The sequence below is a fragment of the Thermus sp. NEB1569 genome (genome assembly GCF_022385295.1).
Taxonomy (GTDB): Bacteria; Deinococcota; Deinococci; order Deinococcales; family Thermaceae; genus Thermus; species Thermus scotoductus.
The window spans coordinates 1,176,733-1,193,262 of record NZ_CP092445.1 but is presented as its reverse complement, the minus strand read 5'-3'; the positions used below and the strand labels follow the sequence as shown (position 1 = coordinate 1,193,262).

General features: G+C 66.0%; 20 protein-coding genes. 11 read left to right on the top strand and 9 right to left on the bottom strand.

The window, feature by feature from the left end; translation table 11 throughout:
* Nucleotides 1–87: 87 nt before the first annotated feature.
* The 6 genes from ffh to rplS all read left to right on the top strand — a co-directional run bounded on the left by ffh (nucleotide 88) and on the right by rplS (nucleotide 3,693).
* Nucleotides 88–1,392, top strand: a complete 1,305-nt coding sequence (gene ffh / locus MI302_RS06900) for a signal recognition particle protein (protein WP_239725291.1) — start codon at nucleotides 88–90, stop codon at nucleotides 1,390–1,392.
* Nucleotides 1,393–1,398: 6 nt separating this feature from the next.
* Nucleotides 1,399–1,653, top strand: coding sequence for a 30S ribosomal protein S16 (gene rpsP, locus MI302_RS06895; RefSeq protein WP_015717279.1), 255 nt, complete (start codon nucleotides 1,399–1,401; stop codon nucleotides 1,651–1,653).
* Between the two features lie 65 nt (nucleotides 1,654–1,718).
* Entirely contained in the window at nucleotides 1,719–1,937 is a 219-nt protein-coding gene (locus MI302_RS06890) for a KH domain-containing protein (RefSeq protein WP_239725290.1), read from the top strand.
* Nucleotides 1,938–1,968: 31 nt separating this feature from the next.
* Entirely contained in the window at nucleotides 1,969–2,457 is a 489-nt protein-coding gene (rimM, locus tag MI302_RS06885) for a ribosome maturation factor RimM (RefSeq protein ID WP_019550148.1), read from the top strand.
* Nucleotides 2,458–3,177, top strand: a complete 720-nt coding sequence (gene trmD / locus MI302_RS06880) for a tRNA (guanosine(37)-N1)-methyltransferase TrmD (protein WP_038031466.1) — start codon at nucleotides 2,458–2,460, stop codon at nucleotides 3,175–3,177. It begins immediately after the preceding gene.
* A 54-nt stretch (nucleotides 3,178–3,231) separates the two neighbouring features.
* The gene (gene rplS / locus MI302_RS06875) at nucleotides 3,232–3,693 is read left to right on the top strand and encodes a 50S ribosomal protein L19 (RefSeq protein WP_015717275.1); all 462 of its coding nucleotides are present in this window, start codon (nucleotides 3,232–3,234) and stop codon (nucleotides 3,691–3,693) included.
* A 39-nt stretch (nucleotides 3,694–3,732) separates the two neighbouring features.
* Here rplS and MI302_RS06870 read toward each other — a convergent pair whose 3' ends face one another.
* Complete coding sequence (locus MI302_RS06870; RefSeq protein WP_239725289.1) at nucleotides 3,733–4,353, bottom strand: response regulator transcription factor; 621 nt, start codon at nucleotides 4,351–4,353, stop codon at nucleotides 3,733–3,735.
* Nucleotides 4,354–4,396: 43 nt separating this feature from the next.
* On the opposite strand from MI302_RS06870, the gene sdaAA reads away from it, so the two are divergent.
* Nucleotides 4,397–5,260: an L-serine ammonia-lyase, iron-sulfur-dependent, subunit alpha gene (gene sdaAA, locus MI302_RS06865; protein WP_015717273.1), complete on the top strand. Its 864-nt coding sequence runs from the start codon at nucleotides 4,397–4,399 to the stop codon at nucleotides 5,258–5,260.
* 1 nt (nucleotide 5,261) lies between these two features.
* On the opposite strand, the gene MI302_RS06860 is transcribed toward sdaAA, so the two are convergent.
* A complete protein-coding gene (locus tag MI302_RS06860; protein WP_239725288.1) occupies nucleotides 5,262–6,119 on the bottom strand; it encodes a sulfurtransferase in 858 nt (285 codons plus the stop codon).
* 258 nt (nucleotides 6,120–6,377) lie between these two features.
* Between MI302_RS06860 and MI302_RS06855 the strand changes: the two genes are divergently transcribed.
* Both MI302_RS06855 and MI302_RS06850 read left to right on the top strand, forming a co-directional pair.
* Nucleotides 6,378–7,058 (top strand): zinc metallopeptidase, encoded by a 681-nt coding sequence (locus MI302_RS06855; RefSeq protein ID WP_126209288.1) that lies wholly within the window; start codon nucleotides 6,378–6,380, stop codon nucleotides 7,056–7,058.
* Nucleotides 7,059–7,307: a zf-TFIIB domain-containing protein gene (locus tag MI302_RS06850; protein WP_015717260.1), complete on the top strand. Its 249-nt coding sequence runs from the start codon at nucleotides 7,059–7,061 to the stop codon at nucleotides 7,305–7,307.
* A gap of 82 nt (nucleotides 7,308–7,389) precedes the next feature.
* Here the strand turns inward: MI302_RS06850 and MI302_RS06845 are convergent, their stop codons facing one another.
* From MI302_RS06845 to MI302_RS06815, 7 genes are read right to left on the bottom strand one after another with little or no spacing between them, the layout of a single operon-like run.
* Entirely contained in the window at nucleotides 7,390–7,716 is a 327-nt protein-coding gene (locus MI302_RS06845; RefSeq protein WP_239725287.1) for a nucleoside triphosphate pyrophosphohydrolase family protein, read from the bottom strand.
* Nucleotides 7,703–10,735 (bottom strand): chromosome segregation SMC family protein, encoded by a 3,033-nt coding sequence (locus tag MI302_RS06840; protein WP_239725286.1) that lies wholly within the window; start codon nucleotides 10,733–10,735, stop codon nucleotides 7,703–7,705. Before MI302_RS06840 ends, MI302_RS06845 begins: the two co-directional genes overlap by 14 nt.
* Entirely contained in the window at nucleotides 10,732–11,229 is a 498-nt protein-coding gene (locus tag MI302_RS06835; RefSeq protein WP_239725285.1) for a GerMN domain-containing protein, read from the bottom strand. The genes MI302_RS06840 and MI302_RS06835 overlap by 4 nt, the downstream gene beginning before the upstream one ends.
* 2 nt (nucleotides 11,230–11,231) lie before the next feature.
* Entirely contained in the window at nucleotides 11,232–12,377 is a 1,146-nt protein-coding gene (locus MI302_RS06830; protein WP_239725284.1) for an N-acetylmuramoyl-L-alanine amidase, read from the bottom strand.
* Complete coding sequence (gene smpB / locus MI302_RS06825) at nucleotides 12,374–12,808, bottom strand: SsrA-binding protein SmpB (RefSeq protein ID WP_126164271.1); 435 nt, start codon at nucleotides 12,806–12,808, stop codon at nucleotides 12,374–12,376. The genes MI302_RS06830 and smpB overlap by 4 nt, the downstream gene beginning before the upstream one ends.
* A 47-nt stretch (nucleotides 12,809–12,855) precedes the next feature.
* Nucleotides 12,856–13,563: a carbon-nitrogen hydrolase family protein gene (locus tag MI302_RS06820; protein WP_239725283.1), complete on the bottom strand. Its 708-nt coding sequence runs from the start codon at nucleotides 13,561–13,563 to the stop codon at nucleotides 12,856–12,858.
* A gap of 1 nt (nucleotide 13,564) precedes the next feature.
* A complete protein-coding gene (locus MI302_RS06815) occupies nucleotides 13,565–14,170 on the bottom strand; it encodes a biotin transporter BioY (RefSeq protein WP_239725282.1) in 606 nt (201 codons plus the stop codon).
* Between the two features lie 186 nt (nucleotides 14,171–14,356).
* Here MI302_RS06815 and gap point away from each other — a divergent pair, with 186 nt between their 5' ends.
* Both gap and pgk read left to right on the top strand, forming a co-directional pair.
* Nucleotides 14,357–15,352 carry a type I glyceraldehyde-3-phosphate dehydrogenase gene (gene gap / locus MI302_RS06810; protein ID WP_126188029.1) on the top strand — a complete coding sequence of 332 codons (996 nt, stop codon included), beginning with the start codon at nucleotides 14,357–14,359 and terminating at the stop codon, nucleotides 15,350–15,352.
* A complete protein-coding gene (gene pgk / locus MI302_RS06805) occupies nucleotides 15,353–16,522 on the top strand; it encodes a phosphoglycerate kinase (protein WP_239725281.1) in 1,170 nt (389 codons plus the stop codon).
* Nucleotides 16,523–16,530 lie beyond the last annotated feature (8 nt).

Sequence of the window (16,530 nt, the reverse complement as noted above, 5' to 3'; positions counted from 1 at the left end):
GCCCACTAGAAATGTGGGAAAAATTGAGGTTGACACGCTCAAGGGGTCTGGCCTATTCTAAAGCCCGGCCTGGCGGCCGGGAGGCTCATGTTTGCGAAGCTGGCAGGAAGACTGCAGGAGGCCATAGACCGCTTAAGGGGACGGGGCCGTATCACCGAGGAGGACCTGAAGGCTACCCTCAGGGAGATCCGTCGGGCCCTGATGGACGCCGACGTGAACCTGGAGGTGGCGAGGGCCTTTGTGGAAAGCGTCCGGGAGAAGGCCCTGGGCCAGAAGGTCCTGGAAAGCCTCACCCCGGCCGAGGTGGTGCTGGCCACGGTCTACGAGGCCCTAGAGGAGGCCTTGGGCGGGGAACCCCGCTTCCCCACCCTGAAGAACCAGAACCTGTGGTTCCTGGTGGGCCTCCAGGGCTCCGGCAAAACCACCACCGCGGCCAAGCTGGCCCTTTTCTACAAGGGGAAGGGAAGGAGGCCCCTGCTGGTGGCGGCCGACACCCAGCGCCCGGCAGCCCGGGAGCAGCTTCGCATCCTGGGGGAAAAGATCGGGGTACCGGTTTTGGAGGTTCAGGATGGGGAGAGCCCCGAGTCCATCCGCCGTAGGGTGGAGGAGAGGGCCAGGCAGGAGGTTCGCGACCTCATCCTGGTGGACACCGCCGGGCGCCTGCAGATCGACGAGCCCTTGATGGCGGAGCTGGCCCGACTCAAGAAGGCCATGAACCCCGACGAGGTGCTTCTGGTCCTGGATGCCATGACGGGCCAGGAGGCCCTTTCGGTGGCCAAGGCCTTCGATGAGCGGGTGGGGGTCACGGGGCTCATCCTCACCAAGCTGGATGGGGATGCCCGGGGTGGGGCGGCCCTCTCCGCCCGGCACGTGACGGGGAAGCCCATCTACTTCGCCGGGGTTTCCGAGCGCCCCGAGGGCCTGGAACCCTTCTACCCCGACCGGCTGGCGAGCCGGATCCTGGGCATGGGGGATGTGGCCACCCTGGCGGAGAAGGTTCGGGCTGCGGGCCTCGAGGCCGAAACCCCCAAGTCCGCCAAGGAGCTCACCCTGGAGGACTTCCTCAAGCAGATGCAAAACCTGAAGCGCCTGGGCTCCTTCTCGGAGATCCTCGCCATGCTTCCCGGGGTGGGTAAGGCCTTGCCCGCTGGGGTCCAGGTGGACGATAAGGCCATCAAGCGCCTGGAGGCCATCGTCCTTTCCATGACCCCCGAGGAGCGAAAGGACCCCCGCATCCTAAACGCCTCCCGGCGCAAGCGCATCGCCAGGGGAAGCGGCACCAGCGTGCAGGAGATCAACCGCTTCATCAAGGCCTTCGAGGAAACCAAGGCCCTAATGAAGTCCCTGGAGAAGAACAAGGGCCGGGGACTCATGGGAATGTTCAGGAGGTAGGAAAGAATGGTAAAGATCCGGCTTTCTCGTTTCGGCTCCAAGCACAACCCTCACTACCGCATCGTGGTCACCGATAGCCGCAGAAAGCGCGACGGCGCCTACATCGAAAAGATCGGGTACTACGATCCCCGCAAGACCACTCCCGAGTGGCTGAAGGTGGACGTGGAGCGGGCCAAGTACTGGCTTTCCGTGGGGGCCCAGCCCACGGACACCGCCCGGAGGCTTCTCCGGCAGGCGGGGGTTTTCCGGAAGGAAGGCTAGGGGTTAGGGCCCCTGAGGGCGCCGGTGGGTGTACCCACCCGGCGCCTTTGCCTTAACATGGGGCCATGAAGGACTTGGTGGAGTACTTGGCCAAGAGCGTGGTGGACCAGCCGGAGCGGGTTCGGGTGCAGGAAAGGCGTACCCGGGAAGGTCCCCTTTACGTGGTGGAGGTGGTCCCGGAGGATAAGGGTCGGCTCATCGGCAAGCAGGGCCGGGTCATCGAGTCCATCCGTACCCTGGTAAGGGCCTACGCCAAGCGCAAGGTGGGGGTGGAGGTGCGCTAGGCCCGCGGGGCTTTGGCATAATGGATTAGGGATGCGCCTGGTGGAAATCGGTCGGTTCGGTGCCCCCTATGCCCTGCGCGGGGGTCTGAAGTTCCGGGGTGAGCCGGTGGTGGCTCACCTGGAGCGGGTCTACGTGGAAGGGCATGGCTGGCGGGCGGTGGAGGACCTCTACCAGGTGGGGGATGACCTGGTGGTTCACCTGGCAGGGGTTTCCAGCCGGGAGCTGGCCGAGCCCTTGGTGGGCCTCCGGGTGTATGCCGAGGTGGAGGAACTTCCCCCCCTCGAGGAGGGCCGGTACTACTACTTTGCCCTGATTGGCCTACCCGTTTACGTGGGGGGCTTGAAGATGGGGGAGGTGGTGGACATCCTGGACGCAGGAGCCCAGGATGTCCTGGTGATCAAGGGCGTGGGGGAAAGGCTTCGCGACCAGACGGAGCGCCTGGTACCCCTGCAGGCGCCCTACGTGCGGGTGGAGGAGGAGGGCATCCACGTGGAGCCCATCCCCGGCCTCTTTGACTGAATGCGCTACACTATCCTCACCCTTTTCCCCGGTCTCATACGCCCCTGGCTTTCGGAATCCCTCCTGAAGAAGGCCCAGGAGCGGGGTCTCATCCAGGTGGAGGTGGTGGACCTCAGGGCCTATGGCCTGGGGCGGCACCGCACCGTGGACGACACTCCCTATGGCGGCGGGGCGGGAATGGTGATCCGCCCGGATGTGGCGGTGGCGGCCTTGGAGGCCGTTTTGCCTGCGGATGAGGTGATCCTCCTTTCCCCGGCGGGGGAACCCTTCACCCAGCGGGTGGCGGAGGAGCTGGCCCAAAGGGATCACCTGGTCCTTCTTTCCGGGCGCTACGAGGGGTTTGACGCCCGGGTGGAGGCCTTTGTGACCCGCTCCCTTTCCATCGGGGACTACGTGCTCATGGGGGGGGAGGTGGCGGCCTTGGCGGTGCTGGAGGCCACCGCCCGGCTTATTCCGGGGGTGATCGGGGATCCGGAAAGCCACCGGAGGGATTCCTTTGTCCGCGGGCTCCTGGACCACCCCCACTACACCCGTCCCCCGGAGTTCCGCGGGCTTCGGGTGCCGGAGGTTCTCCTTTCGGGAAACCACCCGGAGGTGGACCGCTGGCGCAGGCAGGAAGCCCTGAGGAAGACCCTTGCCGTGAGGCCAGAGCTGGTGCGGGAGGCCAGGCTTGGGCCCCTCGAGGTGGCCTGGCTTGCGGAAATGGACCGCGAGGGCTAGACTTAGGTCTGTTGCCCATGAACCCCTCGGGGTTCCTCTGGGAGGGAGGAGAACATGAACCGAGGAGCGCTGCTTAAGGTAGTGGAGGCCAAGTATACCCGCACCGATCTCCCGGAGTTCCGGCCCGGCGACACCGTGCGGGTGGCCTACCGGGTAAAGGAAGGCAACCGCACCCGGGTGCAGAACTTTGAGGGCATCGTCATCAAGATCAAGCGGAACGGGTACAACACCAGCTTCACCGTGCGTAAGGTGAGCTACGGCGTGGGGGTGGAGCGCATCTTCCCCCTGAACTCCCCCCTCATCGAGAAGATCGAGATCGTCCAGCGGGGCCGGGCCCGGCGGGCCAAGCTCTACTTCATCCGCGAGCTTTCCGAAAGGGAGATCCGCCGCAAGCTCCGCGCCGACCGCAAGCGCATCGGCCAGGACCAGGAAAGGGCCCGGGTGGCCAAGGAGGAGGCGGAAGCTGCCCAGGGCGCTACAGAGGCGGCTTCCGAAGGGGAACCCTCCGCCGAGTAAACCGGGGGCTATGGGAAGGGTGGGCTTGCCTGCCCTTCCTTATTTCTTCGCCAGGAATCCCAGGGACCTTGCCTTTTCCAGGGCTTCCACCCGGTTTCGGGCCAGAAGCTTGCCGTAGAGGCTTTCCAGGTGGTCCTTCACCGTGTCCGGGGAAAGGCCCAGGGCCTTGGCCATCTCCTTCACGGAAAGCCCCTGGGCCAGGAGGCGGAGGACTCCCTCCTCCCTCGAGGTGAGGCTGGGCAGGTCGGGGGGCTTCAGTTTTTCCTCCCCCTGGGCCACGCGGAGAAGGCGCCTTTTGAGCTCGGGAGCGGAGAGCTCCTTGGAAAAGTAGGCGTCAGCCCCGGCCAAAAACGCTTCCCGCACCAGGGCGGGCTCCTGGTAGGTGGTGAGGAGGGCGACGAGACCGGAATACCCCTTCTTCCGGAGCATTCGGGTGCACTCTAGCCCATCCAATACGGGCATCCTCAGGTCCAGGAGGACTGCCTCCGGGTTCAGGGCCAGGGTCTTTTCCAAGGCCTCCTTTCCATCCTGGGCCTCGGCCACCACCACGAGCCCTTCCCCCTCGAGGCCCGCCCTAAGCCCCAGGCGGAAGAGGGGGTGGTCGTCGGCGATCAGCACGCGGAGGCGGGATCCAGGGTTGCCCATCCTGGCTCTTAGCATAGGCCTGCGGTGTGAAAACGAGGCCAAAGCCTATACTTAAGCTATGCCCTTGACCCTGAACGACCTTGCCGCCCTTCCTGGCCGGGCGTCGGAGGCCCTGCTCCGCGAGGAGGTGGAGGAAACCGGGCTGGCTCCCGAGACCATCCTGGATAAGCTTCGGGAGCGCCTTGGCATCATGCGGGATTCCATCCGGAGGGGTCTCGCCTCGGATGCCCCCAGCGTGGCGGGAATGGTGGGGAAGAATGCCAAGACCTTGTGGGAAGCCCCGGATCCCTTGCGGGATCCGCTTCTAAAGCGGGTCCAGGCCTACGCCATGGCGGTCAACGAGGAAAATGCCCGCATGGGTCGGATTGTGGCGGCTCCCACGGCGGGTAGCGCCGGGACGCTTCCCGGGGCCTTGCTGGGAGTGGCGGATCACCTGGGCATCCCCGATGAGGACCTCCTCATGCCCATGGTCCTGGCCGCCGGGGTGGCCAAGATCATCAACCGCCAGATCTACATCGCCGGGGCCAGCGGGGGGTGCCAGGCGGAAATCGGCTCCTCGGCGGCCATGGCGGCGGCCGCCGTTACCGAGCTTCTCGGGGGGAGTGCGGAGGCCTCTGCCCATGCGGCGGCCTTGGCCCTGCAGAACACCCTGGGCCTGGTTTGCGATCCCGTGGGGGGGTTTGTGGAGGTGCCCTGCGTGATGCGCAATGGTTTTTATGCGGTGCATGCGGTGAGCGCCGCCTCCATGGCCTTAGCGGGGATAAGGAGCGTGATCCCCCCCGACGAGGTGATCCTGGCCATGGCGGGCATCGGCCGCCTTCTGCCCTTGGAGCTCAAGGAAACAGGCCTGGGGGGGTTGGCGGACACCCCCACGGGGCGTCGGCTGGCCGCCCAGGCCCTGGGGGAGGCTTCCGAGGATTGAGCTATTCCTCCCCTTTGGCTACCGGAACCCCCACCAGGTTGCCCCACTCCGTCCAGGAGCCGTCGTAGTTCTTCACGTGGGGATAGCCGAGGAGGTACTTGAGGACAAACCAGGAGTGGCTGGAGCGCTCGGCGATGCGGCAGTAGACCACCACGTCCTTGTCCGGGGTAATGCCCAGGGGCTCGTAGAGGGCCCTTAGCTCATCCGCGGACTTGAAGGTGCCGTCCGGGTTCACCGCCTTGGCCCAGGGGATGTTTTTGGCCCCGGGGATGTGGCCGGCCCGCAGGGCGCCCTCCTGAGGGTAGTTGGGCATGTGGGTGAGCTCCCCCCGGTACTCCTCGGGGCTCCGCACGTCCACCAGGGCACCCCCGCCCTCCTTAACCTTGAGGATGTGCTTGAGGACCTCATCCCGGTAGGCGCGGATGGACTCGTCCCGGTAGGGTACCCGGTAGCTCCCCTTGGGGTAGGTGGGAACCTCGGTGGAAAGGGGACGGCCTTCCTCCACCCACTTTTGCCGCCCCCCGTTCATGAGGCGCACGTCCTGGTGGCCGTTATATTTGAAGAACCAGAAGGCGTAGGCGGCCCACCAGTTGTTCTTGTCCCCGTAAAGGACCACGGTGGTGTCGTTGGAGATCCCAAGCCTTTCCATGAGGTTGGCAAACCCCTCCTCGTCCACAAAGTCCCGCACCACTGGATCCCAGAAATCCCGTTGCCAGTCCACCTTCTGTGCCCCGGGAATGTGGCCGGTTTCGTAAAGCAGGATGTCCTCGTCCACCTCGAGGATCCTCACCTTGGGATCCTCCAGGTGCTCCTGGACCCAGTCCGTGCTCACCAGAACCTCGGGATGCGCGTAGCCCATACCTCACCTCCCACCTACAGGATACCCTTGAGCGAGTGAGAGTAAAGAGGGTCCGTGCACATTCCCGCCCCGCTCCTTGCCAGAAAGGGCCGAGTCTGGTATAACGGGAACCGCGGGGAGTAGCCGCCCCTTGTGGGGCCAGCCGGTCGTCAGTACGGGAGCAATCCCCGGTCGGCTGGGGCGCCTGAGGGCGCATGGCAAGACCACCTGTATGGGTGGCCTTGGTTTTTGCTACTCCTCGGAAGGAGGTGGACGGGAATGGACATATTGGCGCTCTTGCTCATGGGGTTGGTCTTCGTGGCCAGCCTGGTGATTCAAGGCGGTCTTCAGGCTACCTTCGCCCGATTCAGCCGGGTGGCCAACAGCCGGGGGCTTACGGGGGCTGAGGTGGCCCGGGCCATCCTGGATGCCCATGGCCTCACCCACGTCCGGGTGGAGCCGGTGCCCGGGGCCCTCACGGACCACTACGATCCTCACGCCAAGGCGGTGCGGCTTTCCGAGCCCAACTACGCCTCGCCCAGCCTAGCGGCCCTGGCGGTGGCCGCCCACGAGGTGGGGCATGCGGTCCAGGATGCCCATGGCTACACCTGGCTTCGGGTGCGGGCCAGCCTGTGGCCAGCGGCCAGCCTGGGCACTAACCTGGGCCCGATCCTGGTGGTGGGCGGGTTGATGCTGGGGGCCATCGGTTTGGCCAAGCTTGGGCTTTACCTCTACCTGGCGGTGGCCCTATTCCAGCTGGTGACCCTCCCCGTGGAGTTCGACGCCTCCAGGCGGGCCCTGGAGTTCCTGCGGCGTATGGGCTTCCTCTCCCGAGAGGAGATGGCCCCTGCCCAAAAGGTGCTCACCTGGGCAGCCCTCACCTACGTGGCTGCCTTGGCCAGCTCCTTGGCCGCCATCCTCTACTACGCCAGCCTCCTCATGGGCCGGAGGGAGGAGTAGATGCCCCTTCTCCTTTGCCCAAGCTGCCAGGTGGGCATGAAGGAGGTGGAAAGGCGGGGGGTCCTCATCGACGTCTGCCCCCAGTGCGGGGGGGTGTGGCTGGATAGGGGGGAGCTGGAAAAACTCCTGGCGGAGGCCAAGGAGGTGGACCGGGCCTACGAGGAGGAGCGGGAGGCGTACTTCCGAAAGGAGGGGAAGCCCTACCGCAAGAAAAAGGGCTTCTTGGAAATCTTCGACCTCTTTGACTAGGCCTGAAGGCCAATCCCCCGGGGACCCTACCCCGGGGGATTGAGGTCTTCCCTTTCTTCGCGCAGGGGTCGGCGCCCTTGCGCTAGCGATGATCCCCCGAGCCCCCCAGTTTCCCCCGTTCCAGGCGGGAGCGAAGCTTGGCCAGGTTGCCTTGAGCCACCTCCTCCAGGCCCACCCCCAGGTCGGTGGCCAGCTGGGCCACATACCAAAGCACATCCCCGAGCTCTGCCACCAGATCCTCCCGGGCGGCCTGGCTGAGGTTTCCTCCATGGTCCCGGAGGATTTTCTTTACCTTGTTGGCCAGTTCCCCAGCTTCCCCCGCCAGGCCCAGGGTGGGGTAAAGAAGCCGGTAGGCTTCGGGGTAAAGGGCGGTTTTCTGGGCCTCCTGCTGGTACTCATTTAGGGTCACGGCTAGCCTCCTTGCGGATGGAGAACACCCGGCTCACGCCCCCTTGGGCGGTGACCCCATAGAGGGCGTGGCAGGCTTCCATGGTGCGCTTCTGATGGGTGACCAGGATGAACTGCTTGCCTGAGTTGAGGAAGCGGGTGAAGCGGACGAGGTTGGCCTCGTCAAGGGCGGCGTCCACCTCATCCAGCACGGCCAAGGGAAGGCCACCCTGGAGTTCACCCAGGGAGAAGAGGAAGGCGAGGGCTCCCAGGGTCTTTTCCCCCAGGGAGAGGAGGCGGAGGTCCTGGGTGCGCTTTCCCGCCGGAATCACCACCAGCTTTAGCCCCTGCCCTTCCCGCTTCACCTCGGCCCGGGCCCCGAGGAGGGCTAGGGCGTATTTTTGAAAGGCATTTTGGAAAACCTGGTAGCTTTCCTTCAGCCTCTCCCCGTAGGCTTTTTCCACAGCTTTGGCCTCGGCCTCGAGGCGAAGGAGGGCTTCCGTGGCCTCCTGCACCTCTTTGACCTGGGCCTCGAGGCGGGCTTCCAACTCCATTAGCTCCCTTTCCGCCAGGGCGTTTACGGGTCCCAAGGCTGCCCGTTCCCGCTCCACCTGGGCTAGCCTGGCCTGGAGGGCCCTGGGCGTGCCGGGCAGACGGTCTAAGGTGGGAAGGGAGGCCCTCTCCCGGCCCAGTTCCTCCAGGAGGGCTTCCCTGCGGGCCAGGAGCAGGCGGAGGTTTTCCCGCTCGCTCAAGAGGGCGTTGGCCCGGGTGAGGGCCCGGGTTTGCTGGTCCTCAAGGTTTGTCCTTTCCGCCCGCACGGCCTTAAGGCGCTCCTCTAGCTCCTGGGCCTTGGCCAGAAGGGGCTGGGTGGCGGCCAGTTTGGCCCTCAGTTCCTCCATCCTGGCCTGGATGCGGCGCACTTCCTCCTGGGATGCCGCCCAAGCCTCCCGGGCCTGGGAGAGGAGGCGCCAGCGCTCGTGGGCCTCCGCCTGGGCCAGGATTCCTTCCAGCTCCTCTCTTTCCTTCTCCAGGGCCAGAAGCTGGGCCTCCTCCCAGGTTTCCTGAGGCGGTGTGGGGGGTTGGGGAGGCGGGGGTAGGGGGGAGCGAAGCCTGGCTTGCAGGGCTCCCACCTGGGCCCGGGCTTCCTCCAGGCGGCGATGGGGAGGAAAGGAGGCCAGGGCTTCCTCCAGGGCTTTGATCTCCCTGGCGAGCTGCTCCTGCTCGGTTTCCAGATCCTCCAGGCGCCGCCTTAAGAGGAGGGTTTCCCCACCGCCCTTTAGGCGCCCACCGGATAGGGCTCCCAGGCGTTCCAGCACCTCGCCTTCTAGGGTGACCACCCTTTCCCGGCCCGAAGCCCTTCGGTAAGCCAGGGCTGCATCCAGGTCGGCGAAGACCAGGGTATCCCCCAGGAGGGCCAGGAGGATTTTCTCCTCGGGCAGGCCCGACTGCCGGAGCCGGGCCAGGCGAAAGGCAGGTCCCAGGAGGCCGGGCACGGGAGGGGGAGAGGGGGGAGGTGGCGGGGACAGAAGGGTTAGGGGCAGGAAGGTGGCCCGGCCCCCTTCCCGTTTCAGGAGGGCGATGGCGGCCTTGGCGGCCTCCTCGTCCTGGGTGAGGACCCATTGGAGCCGGGGGCCCAGGGCCACCTCCAAGGCCAGCTCCAGCCCCGGCTCGGGCCGGACCAGGTCCGCCACCACCCCCAGCACCCCCGGAAGCTTCCGCACCTTTCGGGGTCCCTCGTGCAGGTCGCTGCCGGCCTCCAGAAGCCGCCTGAGCCGCTCGGCCTCCCTAAGGGCTCCCTGGGCCTGGGCGCGCAGTTCGGCGAGGCGGGTTTCCAACCGCTTCCTTTCGGCGATTTTCCCCTCGAGGTCCCGAAGTTCCTCAAGCCTTTGGGCAAGCTCCTCCTCCAAGCGGGTGCGTTCCGCCAGGGCTTCCTGGTAGGCCTTCAGGCGTTCCTCGTAGCGGGCGGTTTCCGTCAGGTACCGGCGGAAGGCTTCCTCGTGGCGCTTTTTGGCGGCCAGCAGGCGGGCTTCTTCCGCTTTCAAATGCCTAAGCTGGGTGCGAAGCTCCTCGAGGGGCCGGGGGGGAGGGGGTATTGGGGGGCCAGGGTCTTCAGGAGGGGGACGGTCCAGGGCCCTTTGCAGCCGGGCGAGTTCCTTAAGCTCCCGCTCGAAGCCCTCCCGCTCCTTTAGGCGCAGGCGCACCGCTTCCAGCTCCTGGCGCAGGGATTCCTCTTCGCGGGCCAGGGCCAGGCGCCTTTGCTCCAGGGCTTGGCGCTCCCTCTCCAGGGTTTCCTCCTCCCTGGCCAGGGTCTTAAGCCGCTCCTCGGCCCTCGCCATCTCGGCTTGGGCTTCCTCCATGCGGGCTTCCAGGAGGCTTACCTTGAGGGCCAGGGCCTCGAGGTCCAGGGCCTGGGCCTGCCTGGCCCGCTTTGCTTCCCCCCTAAGCCGTTCTGCCTGGGCCTTAAGCTCCTGGAGTTCCCGCTCGCGTTCTTCCAGAAGGCGGCTTGCCTCTTGCAGCTCCTTCTCCGCCACCCGGGCGGCTTCCGCCACCGGCCTCAGCCCGGCGGCCTCCTCCAGGTGGGCCAGCAGGACTTCCTCGGGGGCTTCCAGGAGGGCGGCCACCTCCCCCTGGCCCACGATGGCGTACCCCCCTCGGCCGAGGCCCGTGCCCGCAAGGTGGAGGGCCAGGGCCTTGGCGCTTAAGGGGCGGCCGTTCACCCGAAAGAGGGAGCGGTCCCCTTCGATGCGCCGTTCCACGGTAAGCCTTTCCCTTCCCCGGGAAAGCTCCAGGCGGACCTCCGCCATGGCCTGGGGCGGGCGGCCCTCGCCCCCATGGAAGAGAAAGGTGCCCAGTTCCTGCCCGCGTAGCTCATGGGCGCGGGCTCCGGTCACGAAGCGCAAGGCCTCCACCAGGTTACTCTTGCCGGAGCCATTGGGCCCGATGATCCCGGTGATGGGGTCCGGGAAGTCCAAGGCGGTGCGCTCCGCAAAGGACTTGAACCCCTGGAGGACGAGGCGGTCGATGCGCCAGGTATCCCTCATGGCAGGCGGAAAGGCTGGCTTAGATCCAGATGGGCTAGGCCCGGCTTGGGTTCTCCCTCCACCAGGAAGCGCACCTCCTGGGCCTGGGGGAAGGTGGAAAGGAGGGTATAGGCCAGACTGTAGAGGCGCAGGGCTTCCTGGCTGGCATCCAGACCCAGGGCAAAGTCGGCGGGAAGATCCACCACGAAAAGGTTGCCCAGCCGGTAGAGGGCCCGGGGCTTGGGGGCTTGAAGGGCCTCGGCCCAGGCGGCCAGGACCTTGTTTTCCGGGGTATCCCCGGGGGCCAGCTCGAGGGTACGGGTTTCCTTCAGGAGGCCCTGGGGCGGGTTGGGTAGGTAGAGGATCATGGGCAGGCTGCTTGCGGCCGAGGCTTCCTCCGAGGGCAAGGGCAGGGCGGATGAAGCCCGCCATCCCTGGCTTTGCCAGTAGACCAGGGCTCCCAAGGTAAAGAGGACGAGGCCAAGGAGGTTCCAGAAGGTCAAGAGTCGGCGCATGGCTACTCCAGATAGGTGCGGATGGCCTGGGCGATGGCCTCCGCCACCTGGTTGCGGGCCTCAGGGGTCTTCAACCGTTCCACCCCCACCTCCAGGACCACCCCCGCACCGGGAATGTCGGTGAGGGCGTAAGGACCCTCCGCCCGGGCCAGCACGATGCCCAGGGCGGAAAAAGCCTTTTCCAGGGCCTCAGCCAGGCGCCGTGGGTCGCCGGCGTAGACCTTTAGCAAGGTGGCTTGCTCTGCCGGGGCTGAGGCCAGGAGGGCCTCGGCGTTTTGGGCTAAGGGGGTGGAACGGGCCTTGGGCAGGTAGAGGTTCACCGCACTGCCCTGGGTGACATGGAGGGAAACCACCACCGAGGCTGCCTGGGCCAGGCTCAAGCGGGCCTCGAGGGGCACGGTTTCATCCCCTTGCCGGGAGACCCGGGCGTTGGGCAGGCGGGCGGCCACCCGCCTGGCTAGGTCGAGGGTGAGGTCCTTCTCCAAAAGCCCCCCTGCCGAGATGCCCGGGTCCTTCCCCCCGTGGCCGGGGTCCAGGAGGACCGTGGGCCTGGGTCTGGCTGGGGGGCTCCACTCCAGGATCACCTGGCCTCCTCCGGGGTAGTAAAGCCTAGTGGGTGGGGTTTCCAGGGTGAGGCGAAGTCCCCGGGCTTCCTGGCTGAGGCCCGCTCCTTCTCCCTGGGCCAGGAGGAAGAGGACGCTATTGCCCTCCACCAGGGCGTTCACCTCCCGGGAGAAGCGAAGGAGGATCTGGAGCGGCCTCCGCTCCACCCCCAAAAGCCTGGCCCAGGGCAGTTGGAGAAGGATGCCCTCCTGGGCCCGGTATTCCAGGCCCAAGGCCTCGCTTAACGGCCGCAAGGGTACGAAGACCTCCTGCCCCCGTTTCCAGCCGGCCCCCCGGGCGGCGGCCTGGGCCTCGTTTTCCACCAGGGGGAAAACCTTGTAGCGGCTTCCCAGGCCCAGGGCCACCTGGCCTTCCCCTTGCCACAGGGCGAGCCCCAGGCCCCGGGCTATCAAGCGCACCTCCCCGTAGGCCACGCCCCGCCCCCCTGGGTAAAGGGCCTGGCCCACCTCACCCCCCACCAGAAGGGGTCTTGGAGCCTGGGCCAAGGCGGGAAGGAAAACCAGGGCTAGGGCAAAAAACCTCATAGCTCCTCCAGGGCGCGGCGCACGGCCCGCTTCTTGTCGTCTTCTTTTCTCTGATAGGCCTTTTTGCCCCGGGCTAGGCCCAGGAGCACCTTGGCGTAGCCCCTTTCGTTGAAGTAGATCTTAAGGGGTACCAGGGTGAGGCCCTTCTGTTCCACCCTGCCCCTTAACCGGTTGAGCTCGTGGCGGTGAAGGAGAAGCTTGCGCTTTCTCCTGGGGTCCACGTTGGTGTAGGATCCCTTTTCATAGGGGGCGATGTAAAGGTTTTCCAGGTAAAGCTCGCCGTTTTCAAACTTGGCAAAGCTGCCCGTGAAATCCACCTTACCGGCGCGGAGGGATTTGACCTCGGTTCCCTTCAGGACGATCCCCGCCTCGTAGGTTTCCAGAATCTCGTAGTCGTGCCGTGCCCGGCGGTTCTCCAGCACGAAAGCCATCTTATACCACCCCACCCTGGCGAAAGCCAGGGTGGGGGCCCCGGCTATCAGAGGCGGTAGGCTTCTGGCCGCCGGTGGCGGAGGATGGGATACCGGGTGCGGTACGCCTCCAGGAAGGCAAAGTCCAGGTCAAAAAGCAGAAGCCCCTCCTCATCCTTAAGCCCCAAAAGGTGCCCGTCCGGGGCCACGGCGAAGGAGGGGCTTCCCGTGTCCGCCCGGTTGGCGAGGAGGAGGTAAGCCTGGTTCTCCGCCGCCCTCGCCCGGGCCAGGACCGCAAGAAGCTCCTGGTACTCCCCGGGCCAGGCCGAGCCCACCAGAAAAACCTCGGCGCCCATCAGGGCGTAGCTGCGAAAAAGTTCGGGGAAATCCAGGTCATAGCAAAGGGCAAGCCCGAACCTTCGTCCCTGGAACTCCCACATTACGGGGCCTTCCCCAGGCTCAACGCCTTCGTCCCCTTCCTCCCCCAGGGCCAGGAAGGGATGCACCTTGTCGTAGAAGGGGCCCTGGGGGAAGACGCCAAGCCGGTTCCTGGGGCCTTGGGCCAGGTAGCCCGCCACCACCCTCATGCGGCTTTCCTCGGCCAGGGCCTCGAGGGCTTGGGGAAGGTCTTCTTCCCCTTGCCTCCCCAGGACCAGCTCGGGGAGGAGGAGGGCCAAGGCCCCCTCCTCCCGGGCCTGGTGCACCAGGGGGGCGAGGATCTTTAAAAGCCTGGGTAGGCTTTCCTGCCTTCCAAGGTGGGCCAGGGCCAGCCGCACGCTAGCGCCTTCCCAGGACCTTCCAGGCGGAGGGCAGGACCAAGGCCGCCACCACCGCCTTCACCAGGTCCCCGGGGATGAAGGGGAAAAGCCCCATGGCCAAAAGGGCGCCGGTGCCTGCAAACTTGCCTGCCCCCATGAGCCAGGCGGCAAGCCAGGGAAGCCCCACCAGGTAGAGCAGGGCGTTGCCCGCCAGCATGGCCAAAAGGGTTCCCAGGAAGCTCCGGTCCAGGCCGAACCGCTCCACCAGTAGCCCCACCAAGCCTGCGGCCAGGGGGAAGGCCAGGAGGAAGCCCCCGGTGGGGCCGAGAATCTTGGCCAAGCCCCCTGTACCCCCAGCAAAGACGGGTAGGCCCATGGCTCCTTCCGCCAGGTAGGCCAAGAGGGACAGGAAGCCAAGGCGGCTTCCCAACGCTGCTCCCACCAGGAGGATCGCCAGGGTCTGGCCGGTGATGGGCACGGGGGTGAAGGGCAAAGGAAGGCTGATCCGGGCGGCCAGGGCCACCAGGAGGCTACCCGCCAGGATCAGGGCCAGGTCCCGGGCCAGGGTGCGGTGGGGCCAGAGGGTTTTAACCAGGGGTGGATAGGGGAGAACCTCGGTTTTCATCGTTCGTACCTCCCGGACCACGCGGGGTGGTCGTCAACGAAAATACGCTTTTCGGGTTGACGGGTCAAGGGGGAGGGTTTGCTTAAGGCAAGTGCCGTCAATCACTTATGAGAAAGCCGATATACTGAAGGCATGGCTCTTGACCTCTACGGTAAGGGGGCGAGGAGCCACGTGGGGAGGTAAGCTATGAAGGTAGGCATCAACGGATTCGGCAGAATCGGCCGTCAGGTGTTTCGCATCCTCCACGGGCGAGGGGTGGAGGTAGCCCTCATCAACGACCTTACCGACAACCGGACCCTGGCCCACCTGCTCAAGTACGATTCCATCTACCACCGCTTCCCCGGCGAGGTGGGTTACGATGACGAGAACATTTACGTGGACGGCAAGGCCATCCGGGCCACCGCCATCAAGGATCCCAGGGAGCTTCCTTGGGGAAGCCTGGGTGTGGATGTGGTCATCGAGTCCACGGGGGTGTTCACCGATGCCGACAAGGCCAAGGCCCACCTCGAGGCGGGAGCCAAGAAGGTCATCATCACCGCCCCGGCCAAGGGGGAGGACATCACCATCGTCATGGGGGTGAACCACGAGCAGTACGACCCGGCCCGGCACCACATCATCTCCAACGCCTCCTGCACCACCAACTCCCTGGCCCCGGTGATGAAGGTTTTGGAGGAGGCCTTTGGCGTGGAAAAGGCCCTCATGACCACCGTTCACTCCTACACCAACGACCAGCGGGTCCTGGATCTGCCCCACAAGGATCTGCGCCGGGCGCGGGCGGCGGCCATCAACATCATCCCCACCACCACCGGGGCCGCCAAGGCCACGGCCTTGGTGCTTCCTTCCCTGAAGGGCCGTTTCGACGGAAGTGCTTTGAGGGTGCCCACGGCCACGGGGAGCATCTCCGACATCACCGCCCTTCTCAAGCGGGAGGTGACCGCAGAAGAGGTGAACGCCGCCCTCAAGGCGGCGGCCGAGGGGCCTTTGAAGGGCATCCTGGCCTACACCGAGGATGAGATCGTCCTTCAGGACATCGTGATGGATCCCCACTCCTCCATCGTGGACGGCAAGCTCACCAAGGCCCTGGGCAACCTGGTGAAGGTCTTTGCCTGGTACGACAACGAGTGGGGCTACTCCAACCGGGTGGCGGATCTGGTGGAGCTGGTGCTGAAGAAGGGGGTTTAGATGCGCACCCTAAAGGACCTGGACCCCCGGGGGAAGCGCATCCTGGTGCGGGTGGACTACAACGTCCCCATCAAGGAGGGCGTGGTGCAGGACGATACCCGCATCCAGGAAAGCCTTCCCACCCTCCGCCACCTCCTCGAGGCCGGGGCTTCCCTGGTCCTCCTCTCCCACCTGGGCCGGCCCAAGGGGGTGGACCCCAAGTACTCCCTGGCCCCGGTGGCGGAGGCTTTGGGCCGCTACCTTTCCGGCGTCCGCTTCGTGCCCCATAGCCCCGGTTCCGACCAGGCGCACCAGGCGGTTGAAGCCCTGGCCCCGGGGGAGGTGGCCCTCCTGGAAAACGTGCGCTTCGAGCCAGGGGAGGAGAAGAACGATCCCGATCTTGCCGCCCGCTACGCCCGGCTGGGGGAGGCCTTTGTCCTGGATGCCTTTGGTAGTGCCCACCGGGCCCACGCCAGCGTGGTGGGGGTGGCGAGGCTTCTCCCTTCCTTTGCCGGGCTCCTCATGGAAAAGGAGGTGAAGGCTCTTTCCCGGCTCCTCCGGGATCCGGAGAAGCCCTATGCGGTGGTCATCGGGGGGGCCAAGGTTTCCGACAAGATCGGGGTCATAGAAAACCTCCTTCCCCGCATAGACCGCCTTCTCATCGGCGGCGCCATGGCCTTCACCTTCATCAAGGCCCTTGGGGGCGAGGTGGGAAAGAGCCTGGTGGAGGAGGACCGGCTGGATCTGGCCAAGGACCTGCTTCGGCGGGCGGAATCCTTGGGGGTAAGGGTGCACCTGCCCGTGGATGTGGTGGCGGCCGAGCGGATTGAGGCTGGGGTGGAAACCCGCACCTTCCCTGCGGACGCCATTCCCGTGCCCTATATGGGCTTGGACATCGGGCCCAAGACCCAGGTGGCCTTCGCCGAGGCCTTGAAGGGGGCGAGAACAGTCTTCTGGAACGGGCCCATGGGGGTCTTTGAGGTGCCGCCCTTCGACGAGGGTACCCTGGCGGTGGGCCGGGCGGTGGCGGCCTTGGAAGGAGCCTTCACCGTGATGGGAGGGGGCGACTCCGTGGCGGCGGTGAACCGCCTGGGCCTTAAGGACCGGTTTAGCCACGTGTCCACCGGGGGTGGGGCGAGCCTCGAGTACCTGGAGAAAGGCACCCTCCCGGGGATTGAGGTCCTGGAGTAGGAAGACCT

What these genes read in the sequence shown, in the direction of transcription:
- ffh (WP_239725291.1), top strand. Translation starts at nt 88, where the DNA reads ATGTTTGCGAAGCTGGCAGGAAGACTGCAGGAGGCCATAGACCGCTTA.
- MI302_RS06860 (WP_239725288.1), bottom strand. Translation starts at nt 6,119, where the DNA reads ATGGGCTACGCGCATCCCGAGGTTCTGGTGAGCACGGACTGGGTCCAG.
- MI302_RS06890 (WP_239725290.1), top strand. Translation starts at nt 1,719, where the DNA reads ATGAAGGACTTGGTGGAGTACTTGGCCAAGAGCGTGGTGGACCAGCCG.
- trmD (WP_038031466.1), top strand. Translation starts at nt 2,458, where the DNA reads ATGCGCTACACTATCCTCACCCTTTTCCCCGGTCTCATACGCCCCTGG.
- rplS (WP_015717275.1), top strand. Translation starts at nt 3,232, where the DNA reads ATGAACCGAGGAGCGCTGCTTAAGGTAGTGGAGGCCAAGTATACCCGC.
- pgk (WP_239725281.1), top strand. Translation starts at nt 15,353, where the DNA reads ATGCGCACCCTAAAGGACCTGGACCCCCGGGGGAAGCGCATCCTGGTG.
- MI302_RS06840 (WP_239725286.1), bottom strand. Translation starts at nt 10,735, where the DNA reads ATGAGGGATACCTGGCGCATCGACCGCCTCGTCCTCCAGGGGTTCAAG.
- MI302_RS06815 (WP_239725282.1), bottom strand. Translation starts at nt 14,170, where the DNA reads ATGAAAACCGAGGTTCTCCCCTATCCACCCCTGGTTAAAACCCTCTGG.
- MI302_RS06850 (WP_015717260.1), top strand. Translation starts at nt 7,059, where the DNA reads ATGCCCCTTCTCCTTTGCCCAAGCTGCCAGGTGGGCATGAAGGAGGTG.
- rpsP (WP_015717279.1), top strand. Translation starts at nt 1,399, where the DNA reads ATGGTAAAGATCCGGCTTTCTCGTTTCGGCTCCAAGCACAACCCTCAC.
- MI302_RS06830 (WP_239725284.1), bottom strand. Translation starts at nt 12,377, where the DNA reads ATGAGGTTTTTTGCCCTAGCCCTGGTTTTCCTTCCCGCCTTGGCCCAG.
- smpB (WP_126164271.1), bottom strand. Translation starts at nt 12,808, where the DNA reads ATGGCTTTCGTGCTGGAGAACCGCCGGGCACGGCACGACTACGAGATT.
- MI302_RS06870 (WP_239725289.1), bottom strand. Translation starts at nt 4,353, where the DNA reads ATGCTAAGAGCCAGGATGGGCAACCCTGGATCCCGCCTCCGCGTGCTG.
- MI302_RS06835 (WP_239725285.1), bottom strand. Translation starts at nt 11,229, where the DNA reads ATGCGCCGACTCTTGACCTTCTGGAACCTCCTTGGCCTCGTCCTCTTT.
- gap (WP_126188029.1), top strand. Translation starts at nt 14,357, where the DNA reads ATGAAGGTAGGCATCAACGGATTCGGCAGAATCGGCCGTCAGGTGTTT.
- sdaAA (WP_015717273.1), top strand. Translation starts at nt 4,397, where the DNA reads ATGCCCTTGACCCTGAACGACCTTGCCGCCCTTCCTGGCCGGGCGTCG.
- rimM (WP_019550148.1), top strand. Translation starts at nt 1,969, where the DNA reads ATGCGCCTGGTGGAAATCGGTCGGTTCGGTGCCCCCTATGCCCTGCGC.
- MI302_RS06855 (WP_126209288.1), top strand. Translation starts at nt 6,378, where the DNA reads ATGGACATATTGGCGCTCTTGCTCATGGGGTTGGTCTTCGTGGCCAGC.